The 16,293-nt window shown below is 34.8% G+C and carries 15 protein-coding genes; all 15 read right to left on the bottom strand.

What is annotated here, in order from left to right; translation table 11 throughout:
- Positions 1 to 19: 19 nt before the first annotated feature.
- Positions 20 to 424 carry a VOC family protein gene (locus LT143_RS12660; RefSeq protein ID WP_246943497.1) on the bottom strand — a complete coding sequence of 135 codons (405 nt, stop codon included), beginning with the start codon at positions 422 to 424 and terminating at the stop codon, positions 20 to 22.
- 189 nt (positions 425 to 613) lie between these two features.
- Positions 614 to 2,305, bottom strand: a complete 1,692-nt coding sequence (locus LT143_RS12655; RefSeq protein WP_246943495.1) for a methyl-accepting chemotaxis protein — start codon at positions 2,303 to 2,305, stop codon at positions 614 to 616.
- Positions 2,306 to 2,478: 173 nt separating this feature from the next.
- Complete coding sequence (locus tag LT143_RS12650) at positions 2,479 to 2,715, bottom strand: hypothetical protein (RefSeq protein ID WP_246943493.1); 237 nt, start codon at positions 2,713 to 2,715, stop codon at positions 2,479 to 2,481.
- A 31-nt stretch (positions 2,716 to 2,746) separates the two neighbouring features.
- Entirely contained in the window at positions 2,747 to 3,250 is a 504-nt protein-coding gene (locus LT143_RS12645; RefSeq protein WP_246943491.1) for a competence protein ComK, read from the bottom strand.
- 49 nt (positions 3,251 to 3,299) lie between these two features.
- The gene (locus LT143_RS12640; protein ID WP_246943489.1) at positions 3,300 to 3,560 is read right to left on the bottom strand and encodes a helix-turn-helix domain-containing protein; all 261 of its coding nucleotides are present in this window, start codon (positions 3,558 to 3,560) and stop codon (positions 3,300 to 3,302) included.
- Positions 3,561 to 3,882: 322 nt separating this feature from the next.
- Positions 3,883 to 4,758, bottom strand: coding sequence for a metal-dependent hydrolase (locus LT143_RS12635; protein WP_246943768.1), 876 nt, complete (start codon positions 4,756 to 4,758; stop codon positions 3,883 to 3,885).
- Positions 4,759 to 4,901: 143 nt separating this feature from the next.
- A complete protein-coding gene (locus tag LT143_RS12630) occupies positions 4,902 to 5,273 on the bottom strand; it encodes a hypothetical protein (protein ID WP_246943487.1) in 372 nt (123 codons plus the stop codon).
- Between the two features lie 83 nt (positions 5,274 to 5,356).
- Positions 5,357 to 7,828, bottom strand: a complete 2,472-nt coding sequence (locus tag LT143_RS12625; RefSeq protein WP_246943486.1) for a DUF2357 domain-containing protein — start codon at positions 7,826 to 7,828, stop codon at positions 5,357 to 5,359.
- Positions 7,797 to 10,376: an MrcB family domain-containing protein gene (locus tag LT143_RS12620; protein ID WP_246943485.1), complete on the bottom strand. Its 2,580-nt coding sequence runs from the start codon at positions 10,374 to 10,376 to the stop codon at positions 7,797 to 7,799. The genes LT143_RS12625 and LT143_RS12620 overlap by 32 nt, the downstream gene beginning before the upstream one ends.
- 20 nt (positions 10,377 to 10,396) lie before the next feature.
- The gene (locus tag LT143_RS12615; RefSeq protein ID WP_246943484.1) at positions 10,397 to 10,720 is read right to left on the bottom strand and encodes a pyrophosphohydrolase domain-containing protein; all 324 of its coding nucleotides are present in this window, start codon (positions 10,718 to 10,720) and stop codon (positions 10,397 to 10,399) included.
- A 389-nt stretch (positions 10,721 to 11,109) separates the two neighbouring features.
- Positions 11,110 to 11,325: a helix-turn-helix domain-containing protein gene (locus tag LT143_RS12610; protein ID WP_336296616.1), complete on the bottom strand. Its 216-nt coding sequence runs from the start codon at positions 11,323 to 11,325 to the stop codon at positions 11,110 to 11,112.
- A 327-nt stretch (positions 11,326 to 11,652) separates the two neighbouring features.
- Complete coding sequence (locus LT143_RS12605) at positions 11,653 to 11,994, bottom strand: hypothetical protein (RefSeq protein WP_246943480.1); 342 nt, start codon at positions 11,992 to 11,994, stop codon at positions 11,653 to 11,655.
- Between the two features lie 14 nt (positions 11,995 to 12,008).
- Positions 12,009 to 13,628 carry an Hsp70 family protein gene (locus tag LT143_RS12600; protein ID WP_246943478.1) on the bottom strand — a complete coding sequence of 540 codons (1,620 nt, stop codon included), beginning with the start codon at positions 13,626 to 13,628 and terminating at the stop codon, positions 12,009 to 12,011.
- Positions 13,621 to 15,765, bottom strand: coding sequence for a hypothetical protein (locus LT143_RS12595; protein ID WP_246943476.1), 2,145 nt, complete (start codon positions 15,763 to 15,765; stop codon positions 13,621 to 13,623). The genes LT143_RS12600 and LT143_RS12595 overlap by 8 nt, the downstream gene beginning before the upstream one ends.
- Positions 15,758 to 16,276, bottom strand: coding sequence for a hypothetical protein (locus tag LT143_RS12590; RefSeq protein WP_246943474.1), 519 nt, complete (start codon positions 16,274 to 16,276; stop codon positions 15,758 to 15,760). The genes LT143_RS12595 and LT143_RS12590 overlap by 8 nt, the downstream gene beginning before the upstream one ends.
- Positions 16,277 to 16,293 lie beyond the last annotated feature (17 nt).

Below are 16,293 nucleotides of genomic sequence, written 5' to 3'. Positions count from 1 at the left end.
ATCCAGAGACAATACTGCCTCACCCTTCTCTCTGCAACCCCTTAGTATTCATGAGGACAATTCTCCAACCATCTGGATCTTCTATGGTGACACCTTTTGCTTTCCAATATGGATTTTCTGGTTCAACTTCATGGTACCCAAGGGAAGCTAATTGATTTTTCACCTTAAGTACTTCCACTTCATCAGGAATATAAAAAACAAGGAGGTTATCTTTTGTAGGAGCCGGACACGGACTTCCTTCTACATGTCTAGTAAACTCTAAATGATAGTCTACGTCAGGTAAACCAAACATAACCCCATCATATCCATCATGATCTTCAAAAGAAGCCACTCTCTTTAATCCTAATCCCTTCTCGTAAAAGGTAATTACCTCTTCAAAGCGGTCTGTTGGTCTGGCAATGCGAAACTGCACAAAATTTTTCATCAATATCTCTCCTCTACTATACTTATAAGCCTATAATAAGCGTTTACAAGAAATTCCACTAGTAGCATTAGAATAAAGTTTTACTATAATTTTAAGGTCTAAATTAAGGAGGTACTAGAGGTTCCTACATATTTTAAATCCATGTGAAAAAGACGTTAATTCCGTTTGAATTAACGCCCACTTACAACATTATACTTTGAATTTACTAATTAAAGCTTGCAGCTCTTCAGCCATATGAGATAAAGCATTGGCAGAGGATGCTATTTCTTCCATAGAGGCTAATTGTTCTTCGCTTGCTGCTGCAACCTCTTGTGTTCCTGATGCAGAAGACACTGCTATCTCTTCAATGCTTCTCATCGCATGTGCCATTTGTTCCGAACCAGCGGCAATTTGTTGGACGGCTGAGGTAATTTCTTGGACTTGTTCCGTCACCCCACCAATTGAACCATGAATAAACTCGAAGGAATCTCCGGCTGTGTTGATTGCCCCGATCCCTTCTTCCACTTCTTTCGTCGTAATATTCATGGAAATCACTGCTTTATTCGTTTCATCTTGGATGGCAGATATAAGCTTTGAAATTTGTTGCGCAGACTGAGCGGATTGTTCTGCTAATTTACGCACTTCATCTGCTACGACTGCAAATCCTTTGCCATGTTCTCCTGCTCTTGCCGCTTCAATCGCTGCATTTAAGGCCAACAGGTTCGTTTGATCGGCAATCCCACTGATGACGGAAATAATATTCCCAATCTCTTTTGAATGCTCACCTAATTCTTGAACAACTGTACCTAATCCCTTCACCGACTGATGAATAGATGACATTTTATGAACGGCATTTTTGATGACATGACTACCTTCTGAAGCATTGTTAGTCGCTTGGATGGCTGAGTTCGAGACAAGTTGTGATTTATTAGCGATTTCTTGAACACCAGTTGTCATTTCATTTATGGTATGAGAGGCTTCTTCTACACTTTGCACTTGCTTTTCTACACCAGATGCGACTTGCTGCATGGTAGAGGCTACTTGCTCCGTTGCTTTTGTCGTTTGTTCAGAGCTTGCCGTTAACTCCTCAGAGGAAGCTGCCACTTGCTCTGAAGCAGCACCCACTTGTTTAAGAATAATCCTAAGATTACTAGCCATCTGATTAAATGAGTTTGCTAAATCACCAATCTCGTCTTTATTTTTCACCTTAATTTCATCTATCGTGAGATCACCGTCAGCAATTTTTCTAGCAACTCCTGCAATTTCGACCACCGGTTTTGAAATAATTCGGCCCATGTACAAGGCGATGAAAAAACCAATCATAATTGAAATGATGCCTAAAATTAAGACGAAGTTTTTAATAACCTTTACCTTTGAAGAGGTATCTGTGTTTACTGTGTTTAAAACAGCTTCTTGAAATTCACTAAATTCTCGTGCTTTCTGATCAAAGTTGTTCGTAATTTCTCGACCTTGTGTTGCAACTAAATTTGTGTACTCCTCTACTTGATTTCTACGTTTTAATTCAATAAGCTGAGAGGCTAGTTGCTGATAGTCATTCTCTAATTGAACAAGTTCTTTTAATAATTCATTCGCTTTTGGGTTGTCTACTAAACCTTCTAACTCTTTGCTCAATGACAAAAAGGAATCATGTGCTTCAGTGAACGCTTGTAATGCTGTCTCATCATTAACAATCAAGTACCCACGTATTCTACTTTGTTGTTCTTTTACATTAATATTTAATTCCTTAACTAACATTACTTTTTTAGCTTCACCGTTAATTAAATTAGTGTAGGATTGATCAACTGAGGATATTTGATAGTATCCAACACTCACGATCACTACTAATAACAGCAAGACTGATAAGAAACCTGCAAATAACTTCTTGCTGATTGTCATCTTCATCGTTCTTTCTCCTTCTATTTAAAAGATTTGGGTACTCTTTTTTTTCATGATTTTTTGACTCCAAGAATCATACCAATTCTTCAGTCTTATTATATAGATATAGCTTAGTTGATAAGTAGCATTTTTCATATAGGATTGAATTCCTATATTCATAGGAATTTGAGTATGGTCATTTAAAATAAAGGCTCTGTTAAAACTTGTTGTTGATTTTCGTTCCAGGACACTCGCTTTCCGTGGGCGAGTCCGGGAGCCTCCTCGGCGAAAACCGTGCCTGTGGGGTCTCCCGCGACCCGCTCTCCCACAGGAGTCTCGCGTCCTTCCACTTCAATCAACTCTACTAAAAATAAACACTGTGCTTTAACACAGCCAAAATAAAAAATAGAATGACTGATTGTTTTAAGTAGAGACAAGCTATCATCCTGTTTCTACGACAATTTTACGCTAGTAATAAACTGGAGAACTATAATCTGAGTAAAACACATGCTGTCTCTTTTTAGGCTTACTAAAAGAAACGATACAAGATTCTGTTCGGGAAATTTGCTTCTTCATCACAGCTATGGATATTGGAACTTCAAGGGTTTGTTGATTACGGAAGGTAATTATGGTGGATTGGAGCTTTGGTTGAAGATGATGAATGTGTTCGTAGAAAATCCATATACAATCGTAGGATTCAGGCGAGCAGGTTGGAAAGGCGTAGAGATCTTCTAGAGGATTAATCGGTATGGGTGGACATTGATGAAACGACTTAAGGTGCTTAAGTGCTTTTCTCCTTCCTTCTAACGACGAGCCACCTTCTAAGCAGGCTTGTTCAATCAACTTAATGGGCGTCTCTTTACAATAATATTCACCGTGGAGATCTAAGATTTTAGATGAATAGGTAGGATGGTATCCTGGTAAAATGGCGAGGGTTGTTGAGGATATTTCGTAGTGTTTCAGTTCTGACAATTGTTAATCTCCTTTCTATTTACTTGTTTCATAGAATACGCAAAAAGGATTACTCTTCTTCTGGAAAAACCCGCTTAGCCTCGGCATCTGCCTCCAACACAAGCTCGGTCATATCAATTCCACATTTCGTAATGAGACGAATAATCGTTTGTCCACCTGGAAGGTTGACGCCACGTTCAATATTCCCATAATTGTTCACATGGATTCCCAGCTTATCTGCAAAAGCATCCTGAGTTTCAGCCATTTCCTGCCTCTTCTCACGGATCTTCTCTCCTATTAACTTCGTAAATAATAGGTCCTTTTCTGACATCATTCTATCTCCTTTGAACCCATTATGGAAGGAGAGATGGGAGATTAGAACAATGTATACGTTGGGTTTTGTAAAGATTATAGTGAACGCTTCAAGTAATAGTCCTTTATCTTGGAATTGAATAAAAATAGGCGATCTACAGAAAATGTAAAGGATTTGAAAGTAAAAAAGCCTAAACCTCTTTATTTATCCGAGGAATAAGCTTATGGTCTTCGGCATTGATGCCGGTTGCTTATGTTTAATAAGAACAACTAAAAAACAAAGTCATTTGCTGCACGCCCGTTCGTTTCATAAATATAATTCTATTAACTCTCTTAGACAATTATTTTGAATTCTTTTCAAGATATTCTGCTAGAAATGATTCTCCATTACGATAAAACCTTGGGTCAAAAATCCCTACTCTTTCCTCATCATCTACCACTACAACAAACGGTGCCCAGTTGTATAACGTTTTTGCTGCAGGATTCATTTCAAACAGCCTATCGAGATCAACCTCTTTATTGGATTGAATTCTCTCAACCAGATCAGCCTTTGTCAGAAGTGAATCATTAATAATATCTACGGTATGATTATTCTTCCCAACAATAGTAAAATTCCAAGGAATAAAGCTAGGAGATAAAGCAATGTCCTGATAGGATGCTTTATATTGCTCGTACAAAACATATCCCTGTAAAGACTGAATCCCTATATGGAGAGTGATTAGCACCCACCCAATTCGAAACAAGGAATATGTCTTCACCTTTGGATAAACCTTAGAAGCAAGGAACACTAATAAGAAGATCAACCAGATAACAAAATCAATGATAGGTACTGTCCCTAGAGAAAGCCGAACGGATGAAAAAGGTTCGAGATAGCCAGTCCCCCATGCATTAAATACGTCACTTGTATTATGAATGAATACCGAAATGAGAGCAACAAAGTAAGATTGTACGCCCTTTATTCTAAAAATATAACGACTTATTAAGTAAAATAATAACGCCCATATCGGAACAAGAAAAATAGAGTGTGTAATCCCCCTGTGCCACATCTGATATAGACCCTCTGTGTCCCAAAACTGAGAGATGAAGTCAATATCTGGAATCTGACTGGCTCCGATTGAAGTAAAAAGTAGGGCATATTTCTCTTTCTTACTCATCTTTTCTTTATTTATACTTTTATAAATCCCGACCCCAAACAAAGTGTGAGTAATAGTATCTATAGTTATCATCCCCTTCAAAGTTCTATCGTTGCATACGTAAAAAAATTACTTACATTGATAAGCCACTCAGTACTTAATTTAATTTAAAACTGCATAGTACCATGAGAACCGTCCCATGGTGTTTCCCATTTGTCGGATATCTCCTATATATCTTTATTAACCCTTACTTTAACCTCATTCATTTTTTCATAAAAGCTCTCTTCTAAATCCAACTCAAGATAATTAGCAAACTTAACTAAGTAAGCGATACAATCAGCTATTTCCTTTCCGATATTCTGCTTGTACCCCTCTTTAGCTAGGGCAAATGCTTCTTCTTCGCTCATATTTTCTTCTTTTACTAAATGAGCAGTTCTATTAAAAATTGCTCTAAATTCCTCTGCAATTTCACTTACTTCAGTCGTTAATAACATATAGTTGTTTAGTATTGATAGTTTTGATTCATTGTAGTTTTCATTTGAAATTTCCCAGTTCATTTCTTTTTGATATTCTTTAAGATAGGCTTGAATTTCTTTCATATTTTCTCCTTAAAAATAGTTTTTTACATCATACCATAAGACGTGAAAAAACCAGACCCTATATATTGGTCTGGTTAAGCCTCCTATGCTTGCTGTATCTCGTTCAAAATACATTTAAATACTCCAGAGGGATTACCAAGGAACTCACTACTATTAATTCCAATCTCTCTATCATTTGCTTTAATTTTAACGCCTTTTCCTTCTTTATCTAAGTGAACCTGGATCCCCTTTATCTCAAAACCGTTTATTCGTTCCGCCTGATCCATTGTATTGCTATCCAAATCTACCTTTATCCGATCAGAAACCCTTCGCAACATCTGCCAAATTGCCTTCTCCTCTTCTGACTTCATAAATAGTTCAGGAAGCTCCCTAGCATTTTTCAAGTTCTGAAGTGTGGTGAGCATATAGTTAGCAATTCCATAGTTTACTGGTGTGATGACCTTCTCTAAATCCCTCCAGATCTCTACATAAAAGGAGGCAATACCATCTTCTACCTTTACATCAGATATCTTTCCATATGAGACAACCCCGTTTTGAAGTCCTACTCGATTCGTTACATACAAGGCAACATACTTCGCTTCCTGCCATCCTTTTCTTAAGGAGTAGTTAGGTAGTTTATAACATAAGTTATTTAATGTCGACCGGTACTCTTCTATTGTTGAAACAACTCCAACAAGTACCTTTTCCTCAACAGATTCCTTCCATTTTTCAATACTACCTCTTGGCAGAATCCCCTCTTTCTGCAACTCATCAGGATTCTTCTCAATTAAGTTTTCAATAAATCTCTCCACTAAACCAGTAGCATTCGGCAAAAACGGAAACCCACCAATGTTTACTTTCCCAATACTTTCATAGAAGTGATGGTCTTGATATTGTTGCTCATTACCCCAAGGAAACAATACATAAGCACCAAACGCAGTCCGTTCATACGGTCCATCAACCTCAGCAACAATTGAATCCCTGTAACGGTGCATCGTGTTAATATCATCCTCCATAGGACCTGGTGTGGTGTACTTATTTCCGTAATAACTACCTTGAGTTGCAAAATCGATCCGATACTTCGCATCAAATACATAGTTGTAGGTGTACTTCTCACCCTTTTTCGAAATACTTAACATCGTATCAGGAACTTGGGTAATGGTTGGCAGCCCACTCTCCCGCTTTTGGTAAACCAACTCTATTTTCTCATTCGTCAATGGATGCTTATAAACCCGCTTCGCTTGCTTATTTGCTTCAAGGTTTACAAACAGTCCATCCCTATTCACCTTAATAATATCCTGACTAACGAGCGTATACTTTTTCCCTAGTATCTGTCCAAGCTTCAAATATGTCCAGTATTCATAAAGTGTCGCAACATCCTTCACCGACATTTTATGAATGCTGTTATGCAGTGTTAACCCTTTTGAAACCGTTAAAAAGATCTGATAGGCATCTCGATACCCTGGTGCTAGCTGTAGTACTAAACTCGTAAACACTCGGTCTGGTAGAGGCATCTCTTTCCAAAAAGGAGCCCTTACCTTTGCTTGAAGCTTGTTTTTCATTCCTTCAATCAACGTCCTTATCTCTTCGTCAGCCTTTTGTTCACCCCAGCTACGTTGATTCACATACCGATCAAATAAACCTTCAAGCTTCATCGATAGCCTAGTCAGCATCCACTTTACAAAGCGATTCTCATGAGTAATATAAGTAATCTCTTTCTTAGCCGTTAATCCCTTAATCGGCAGATACTCTTGATTCCCTACCTTAATACCATGATCAACCGGCTGAAGAAGTCTACTATTCTTAATGAGATAGTTTCTCCCTTTACGGTCTAGGTTCTTAATCCGATCTCCTCGAACAAGCTCATGACGTTTCTCAAGCTTATGATGTGGCTGGCGCTCAATTTGTTCAATTGACTTCATAAAGCTATCAAAATAAAACGTAATCAGCCGAAAGAATTCAACGGGCGATGGATTACCCTCTAACTTCGTCTTGGCACTTAAATACGTCTTCTTTAAAAAGTGAAACGCTAAATTATAAATCTCATCGTTCACTTCATTTAATAGGTTCTGATAGTCATCTTTATAATTTAACTTTGTTGGAAAAATTTCTAATGTAACCTCAAGTAAGGTTTCTTTCTTACTTCTCACTTCAAAGCTCGTAAATCCTATCTCACTTTGAAAATGAAGATTCCCTAGCAACACATAAGATTTCCCGATAGACACCCGGTCCACTGCTTTTCGAAGGCTAGGATGTTCATGGTAAAAGGTTAGTTCCTTGTCACTCTTTGGAGAGATCATGACTTGATACACACCGTTTTCAAAAAAGATTGGACGTTCTTGCCTACTCGGAATTACTAACGATTGAGAGGTAACGTCAAACACCTTCTGCTCTTCATACTCTCCTGTTACTATAAACTTCATCTCATCATGAAAGTCCATACTTCGGTATTGCTGCAGACCCACATACCTTTCATGATAAGGCTTCCCCTTAATCACAAGTGAAAAATCAACCGTTTCAATTTTGACTAACTCAACATCTTCTTTAACTAATCCAGAAAGAGGTAAAGTTGTCATCCTCTAACCTCCTAAGCATCTCATACACCTTAGCTGCACTCTTTGGATATTTTGATAAAGGAATATCCTGCTCATAGTTTTCAATATCAAGCTCCACAACTTTATTAGTCAAAAACCTGAACAATTCAGTTAAAGTACGCTTCACTCTCGAATCACTACCTGATATCCGTGGTAAAATCTTTTGCAAAATACAGTTATCAAAGGCTTCTTCTTTTGTCAGTAACTCTCCACTCTGGTTATAGGCCACATACATACAAATCTCATCTCTCACACGGTATCCTACCTGAGCACCAATTGGCTGCAGGCATGTGTTCACTTGAATAAGCTGTGTTGAAATTTCTTCTACTAAGCTCATATTAGACTTGGCAACATCTTTTAAATATAAGAAATCGGAACGGAACATCTTATTTTCAATGTTTTTAGATTCTACTTCTGCCAGATCTGATAAAAAGTCTAGGTAATCAAGCTGTACTCGGTTAAACTCAATCGTATTCGCACGATCCAATACCTTCTTACTAAATGGATGAGTCGTTTCGTCCATATTTACGGTGCCAATAATATAGAGGTTATCTGGAAACCAGATGTTCTCTCTAGCCTCTTCTTCTGTCAAAATTAACGATGAAGTGATTCTATCATCCGCCCAATCACGGCTCTCCATTACACTGAGTAAATCACTGAAATAATACTCGACTCTGGCTAGGTTCATTTCATCTAGTAAAACAAAGAAAGGCTTGTCCGGATCTTGTTTTGCTTGCCTGATCACCTTCGTTAAGGGACCGTCCCTAAAGACTCCCTGGATATCGCGGTATCCTATTAAATCAGAACCATCGCTCCAGTCTGGTCGTACAGGAATGAGTGTAAAACGACCGTTTCTTTCTGTTGCTCCTACACTTTGAGCAAACCATTGGATTACCTTTGTTTTTCCTGTTCCGGAGATGCCTGAGATAATGACGAAGGGTTTTGATTTAATAGATAAGTATAGATTAATAAGCTCCTCTTTTTCGTAGTAGAAGCCTTTGCTTTTTATGTAGGTATTGATATGTTCAACTAGTTCTCTTTGGGTCATATAATCGACTTTATCGTCTGCTACTTCATCTGCATTAGTTTCTGGTGGAGTGTACTCCATAACCTTCCCCTTTTTAAAATCAATATATTGCTCATAGTAATTCACCATCTGCTTCAAGTCCTGCACAAGTACTTCCTCTGAAGGAAAGTCATTAATCGTGTAATGAACATAAGCAGCTGTAGAAAATGCATAATCTCGGGCACGTTTAGAATCACCTAGATTAATCTCGTCATCCTGTTTGAATCTAGGTCCCATTGCAATATTGTCTCTGATCTCAGAGTTAATTCGGAGCATATCTTCCTTAGAAGATTCTGTTACACCTTGAGCAAGGGTTAAGTAGAGCTCTTTCATGTCCTCACTGAATAAATAAACTATATAGTAACCTCTCTGTGTAGATGTTGTGATTGCTTTGTTCATGATGGCAATCCATGGCACACTAGCCCAATTCCCCTGTCCAACAGAACCCGTTACTACATAACTTTCATTTATGAAAGGTAATTTTCTAAGCTCAACGGTTATATCATGCCTAACAAAAGATCCTAGCTCATGACCACCAAATGGTTGAGTTTTGGCTTCTAAGTAGTTACTCATGATATGGATGAACTGTTTTTGAAGATTTGTATTCACAATAGTTTCCTCCATGGTTGATTGATTCGTTAACATAAGTGGATTCCAGTTTTCATCAATTACATCCAGGTATTCTAACCACATTAAAAGGTTATGAGTTCTCTCCTTTGCAACTGACTCAACCACTAGATTCTCACCACGTGAATTTCGGACAATTAACATACCTAATTCAACTAGTGCTTCCTTTTTGTCATTCTTACCGTAATCCTTTAAAAGATTTAAGACGAAAATAGCATACCTAAAGTATTCTTTATATAATACAAGCCCTCTTATAAAGGCTTTTTTATCCCGGCTATTCCTATAGCCCTCAAAAATATCTTCATTCTTTTTCTGCTCATTGTCTAAAAAGCCCAATAATCGTAAATCTTGCCTTGCTCTAGATTTTATTCTATATTCGTTACCATCTACTTGCTGACTAAGCCTAACTGGGTCATAGACCCCATCGAGAATATCATCTAAAAACTGAATAACCTTATGTAACTGTTCATTGGGAAGTTCGTCTGTTTGGAATTCTTGTAGACTAATTCTTAACCCGTTATCTTTACCAACCTTTACAAATGGAAGTTGAGAGAAGAAAGCCATTAAAAATGAAGTCCTTCCTCTTGTAAGAGCAAAGTCATCTTTTGACACATCTAGTTTACTAGTAAACTCTTCCCATGCAGTATTAATAAAATCATAGGTAATAATGGCGTAAGGTCTTGGACTTTGATTTAGGTTAAACTTTTCCCTGGATGACTCTGTTTCAACATGGAGTTCCTGGTCAGTTGCTTTCGTAATCCAATTTGGTTTAGTTGATTTAAGTGTATATACTACTTTTAGACTTTTTGCTAATTCTATTAAAACATTTCTAAACATGTTTACCCCCACAATATCTATTATTCTGATACTTCTATTAAGAAGACCTTTTCGTCAAATCCACCGCGTTCATTTGCCTTTTTTTCTCTAATCTTGTTGACTTCATCAAGGCTTGCCCCATGATATATAGCTATTGCATTAATTATCTCAAGTAAGTCAGCTAGTTCTTCTAGTGTATCTTCTTTGTTATCAGCTTTTATTAGTTCATCTAGTTCTTCATAGCCTTTTTTCAGTAGTTCTTTTAAGTATTCCTGTTCAGTTAACGTTGTTGTTTTATATTTTTCACCTGAGATATCCATGATTTCCGGTATTTTATCTCTTACTAGCTTGTTATATATATGCATATATTTTTACTCCAATCAATTAGCCTTAGTTATACCATTACAATAATTTACATTAATTGTATTGTAACAAAAAAAGTATGTCGATTGGACATACTTGTTTATTAATTCCTAGAAATTAATAATGTCTATTAAGCTACATATCGAATATAGAAATATTAGATTGAAAAGCAACAAAGTTTTAGAAAACATTCATGAGTAACTGCTCTCAACACAGATATGAAAATTAGTGCCTTCCTTCCCTTATGAAGATTTAGCTCACAGTAAGTTTTTTTCACAGAAAAGAGCCTAAACAAAAGATAAATTGGGAGTTTTTTAGGGATACTTCATAGCTTTAAACTTCTCGAAAGTTACTCTCTTTTAATTTAGCAGTTTTATGAAATCTCGAAGAGTCATTCTTTATCAGAGTAAATCCGTTTTGCCTGGGTTTCAACTTCAAGCACAAGCTCGGTAATATCGATTCGGCAATTCGTAATTAAACGAATTATGGTTTCCCCACCTGGACAATTTAACCCCCGTTCAATATTACCGTAATTATTTACGTGAATTTCGAGTTTATCAGCAAACTCATCCTGAGTAGCATCCATTTCTTGACGCTTCTCACGGATTTTTCTTCCTAGTAATTTTTAAAAAATTGGTCCCTTTCTGACATCAGTCTATCTCCTTTGTGCCCAAGATTGCAGGAGAGATAGAAGATTAGACATGTTACTTTGCACAAATATTCAACTGGTAAAAATATCATTTTTCCACACTTTATATAGATTTTTGTAAACATATTCTAAAAAATGCTAATGACCTATTCATAATCTAAGAAACTGATTGAAAAAAAATGAGAAAAAAACATTAGGTCCAGAAATTTTAAAAAAGATAAAAGAAAAAACTGACATCAAAAGGTAATTAATGCCCCTTTTAGTCAGTCTCTCTATAAGATCATATTATATCTCTTCAACCTTTCCCACTAATCTATCTTCTACTTCTTCTATCTTCCCAGCTTTACTCTTTCCTACTTCTTCAATCTTTCCTCTATTACTTGGAACTACTTCTTCGACTTTTCCTTTACTATTTTCTCCAACCTCTTCAATGTAACCACCAGATTGAATAACATACTTTTTAGTGTGGTTTCCAACGGTGGTTTCTACGTAAAATAAATCATCAGCTGTTCTTCCAAAACCTAATACTTTACCTTCCTGATAGTCAATATTAAAGCTTTGATTTCTTACAGGAAATAATAGATTTTCACCTTTTGATGTCTTAAGATTATAAGAATATTTTTCCATAAATGTTGCTCCTTTTATTGTTTTATCGTTACTTTATCTCTATTGAACGGGATGTCTATCCAACGATTTTTAATAATATTTAATACGGATACCTGTAGCCATCCTTTTGAACGGTCAATTGAAAAATAAACTGCAAATTCATCTTTAGATTCATTTTGACCAATTGGTACCTTAATGGTTGATATCTTTTCTTTCTCTTGGTAAATATCTAACTCGATTAAATTGGAAGAGGAATCTAACAATCTATATTTCTTACAGATTCCTGCTCTCGTACTTTTATTAATTTGTGTATTAGTAATTTTTTCCCCTTTAGGTATAATAACTGAAACTTCACCTTTTGTTGTATTCCATACTCCATAATTACAATCAACAATGTCTTCTACCTGTTGAACCTTGCCTTTATTACTCTCGTACCCAGCAATAGCTAATCCTCTTGTAATACTTGTCATTTGGTTGCCAGAGCTTTTAACCCTCTTCTCACCGAATAACTCCTTTAACATATTCTGAAAAGCTGGTATATAAGATGACCCACCTGCTAATAAGACTATATCTATGTCCTGCTTTTCTAATCCTGAACTTGAAAGTGCGTTATTAACGTCAAGTTCTGCTTCATGAACTTCATTTATAATACTTTTACTAAAATCTTCTACAGTGAAATCTAGCCTTGGAATTGACAGTTTACCAATCATAACACTTAGTATTGCTGTATCATTAAAAGATAGCCTACATTTACATTTTTCTAGTTCATCTAATAGAATTAAACCTTCATGTATCTGAATCATTTCATCTCTTAATTCTCCGTTATTAGATAAGTCATTGTTTAAACCTAATAGCTTACTAAGTTTCATAAAGCCAAACTTTCTTGCTTCATCGTCCGAAACTTTATTGTCAAATCCTAACTCTCTTTTCAACTCATACCTACCATATTTAGGTAGAAATCCTTCTAAAAAGAACCTCCAAGTTAGAAAGTCGCCACCTATTTTACGCCCTGCTTTAGCCAACACCTCATGGGGCTTGACCTCTTTACCTGAACTTATTTTTGACATGTTCATAATAACTATATCAAGGGTTCCTCCGCCATAATCAAAAACAAGTATATTTTCATTTTTATGCAATTGCATACCATAATCTAAAGCTACTGCAATAGGTTCTGACACAAACTCAATACTATTTCTTCCTTCTTGAGAATCTTTTACAAAACCTGCTTTTATTGCAGCATTTATTAAGATCTCCTTCTCAAAATCAGTAAATCCTATAGGAATTCCAAACACTACACCTTTTGCTTCAGGATGAGCAACTCTATTAATCTTTTCTTTAATATGTTTTAGTAAATTGGTTGCTAAGTCAATACCATCAACTTTAAGGTTGATTATATTTTTATCCGTTAACTTCCATTTAATATGATCAATATAATATGCTGCTTCACCACTTGCAAAAGCCATTGAAGCAAAACGTCCTATTTCTATTGGTTTAAGATTTTTTTCTAATGCAATTCTAGAAGCAACAACCTCTCTAAAAAGATCACCAGGTTCAAGTTCTAAAGTTTTTACTTCTAGACCATTGACAGTTGGTACCATAATAGATATTGATGAGTTACTAGTTCCAAAGTCAATTCCATACTTGTACTTATTCATTATGATCCACCTCAATATCAACTTTTGCTAAGGATATAACTTCATCAACACCCTTATAAACTACCTTTAGCCCATGTGTTATTACTGAACATAGTTCACCTTCACTTGGTTGTCTGTAACTATTATGTGGTTCATGGTGTCTATAGTGATAATTAACATTATCTTTATCTAGGGGGATCAACGGTTTAATTCCAACATCCTCTAGAGAATTTCTTAGTAGGTGTTTAAATGCCTTTAACTCCTCAATAATATACTCCTTTTCTATATCGTCTTTTTGATAATCCACTAACCTTAATTCAAATTTGTTTATAAAATTAGTAAGTCCTTTAGTGATATTTAAAGTATTATCTTCCCTAACTGTAACTTCATTTACATTTGAGAACTTCATTGATTCATAATTTTCTTTAAGAGATTTATATGCATTAAGAATATAGTCACTAGTAAATTCATTATCTTTAGATTTCCTAAGGTTTGACTTTATTATATAAGCTTCTTGGTCTTCTTTAAGTACTTTTGTAACATATTTGAGTAACACCTTTTTTGCTTCTTCATCAAGTGTCTTATATAATCCATCTAGAAATATAAAAATGTCTTCTGGATAATCCATATTGTCAAGGACTAAATCTATAGCTGAGCACAAATCACTTTCTAACATAAATAGCTTATTATAGACTAATAATCGAATTTTCTGATCATTTTCTCTAAGCAAACCTGTTTGTTTAACGAAATCGATTTTATTAAACACTGTATCAGTATGACTCATAGCCTTTTCTAAAAAAGAAACCTTAAGCCTTTCCCAAATATTAAACTTATTATGGTTTACAATACTCTCACAAAGTAAAAGTACCTCGTTTGTATTATTAGTTCTACTAATACAGTAGTTAATAAAGGTGTCTTCATCGTGTTGAGAAACATATTTTAATCCTAAAATAGGTTCTCTTACATTATCTAAAATGACATCAAATAATAAGATGTTATTTTTGTTATTTGATATATTTCTAATTAACTCCAGTTTTTTATCTAATGAATCTTCAAAGTGTAAAACAAGTTTCAGGATATCTTTTGTAGGTAAAAATTCAGCGATTCCATCATTCACTAGAAATAATAAGGTTTTTTCCTTGATAATATTATCCATTGCTAAAAGTAAAAGAAATGTTAATTCTCTTTTTTCACCTATAGTAAAACTTTCCATTTTATTAAAGATATTCTTTAGATCTTCTTCAGAAATTTTCATGAGATTATTAATAAGATAGACCTTAAAACCATTATAATCCTTCAAATTTGCGAAATCTTTATTGTGATCATTATTTATATTTTCATCATAAACTTCTTCTACTTTATTAACTACGCCGTTTGTGTTATCGTTTGGACTGATTTTATTAACTATATCTTTGATATCCTCATTTAAGTTTTCCCTACTAACTACTTCTTTAGGATGTTCATTAACCTTATTAACTACTTCGTTAGTATCTTCATTTAAATTAACCTTATTTAACGACCTTCCAACCTTAAAGCTAGTATACATATACTGTTGTTGTTTGGTTAATTTAGTTCTTATGTTTGAATTGCCCGAAAAAACATCAATGAATTTAAAAACATTCTCAAGCATTTCTTCATTGTTTTCAGTAATAAGAAACTCTCTTATATTATCCCAAATTACTTCTAAATTTTTATGTATTGTTTTCTTTAGTAAGTCGTTATTAAACCTATTAACCAGACTATGAATATCCATTAGATTTTTCATAACTTCTTTATTTATTGGAATATTATCATTGTACATAATTAGAAATTTTAGTCCTGGGAAAGCTTCTGATAAACTTTTATTAATGCTAAATTTATATTCCTTTACATCTTGTTCAATTAAATTTTCTTGTTCGAAGAAATAATCGAGAGTGAAAAATCTATCTTCTATGTTTACTAATCTAATTACCTTCTTTAAGATGGCAATTTTTATATCTATGCCAACAATACTATAAAGGATATTTAGATTTTTTATTTCATCCCTATCATGACTATTTAAAGCATCTAAATAATCAAGTAATTGAATCAAATCATCTTTATTATTTTCTAAATTATTTACATAACTATTTCGATCTTTAGAATCAAGAATACTTGTTAGTGTAAATGTTTTATTCATATGTCACCCCTGCTTTTAATATTTTTTGCATCTCTTCCAGACCTCTTATGTCGTTAAGTATTAATTCGTATTCATGCCCTACTTCATGTACCTGAATTTCCTTTAAGTTTTGTAGTAACATTTCTAAAAAATGATGTTTATATATTAAACTTTCATTAATTCCAATAGGATTTTGTAACGTTAAACCATCAGGATTTAAAACGCTTAACTTAGCTAAAAGGCTGTCCTCAAGATATCTCAGGTTAGTATCAATTGTTTCCAAAAGCCTTACTCCATTTGAGGAAGCTAATGTTAATTCTTGTACAATATCAAGTTCTAAATAAAGATTTCTTAAGTTATTAGTAATAGCAGACAGTTCATCTGACTTTGTAACAGTGTTTTTATTGTTATTTGTTAGCATTAAAGTATTGTGGTCTTTGGTTCTTTTATCAGCCCATTTTTTCTGATACTCCAGGCTAAAACTAATGTCAGTCAACCTTTGTAATTTAAGGTCATCCGATTCAGATGTCATTACCAACCACCTCAGAC

Source organism: Bacillus pinisoli, assembly GCF_023036475.1.
Taxonomy (GTDB): domain Bacteria; phylum Bacillota; class Bacilli; order Bacillales; family SA4; genus Bacillus_BS; species Bacillus_BS pinisoli.
Note: the sequence above shows the minus strand (reverse complement) of the source record. Positions and strands in the feature narration are given on the sequence as shown.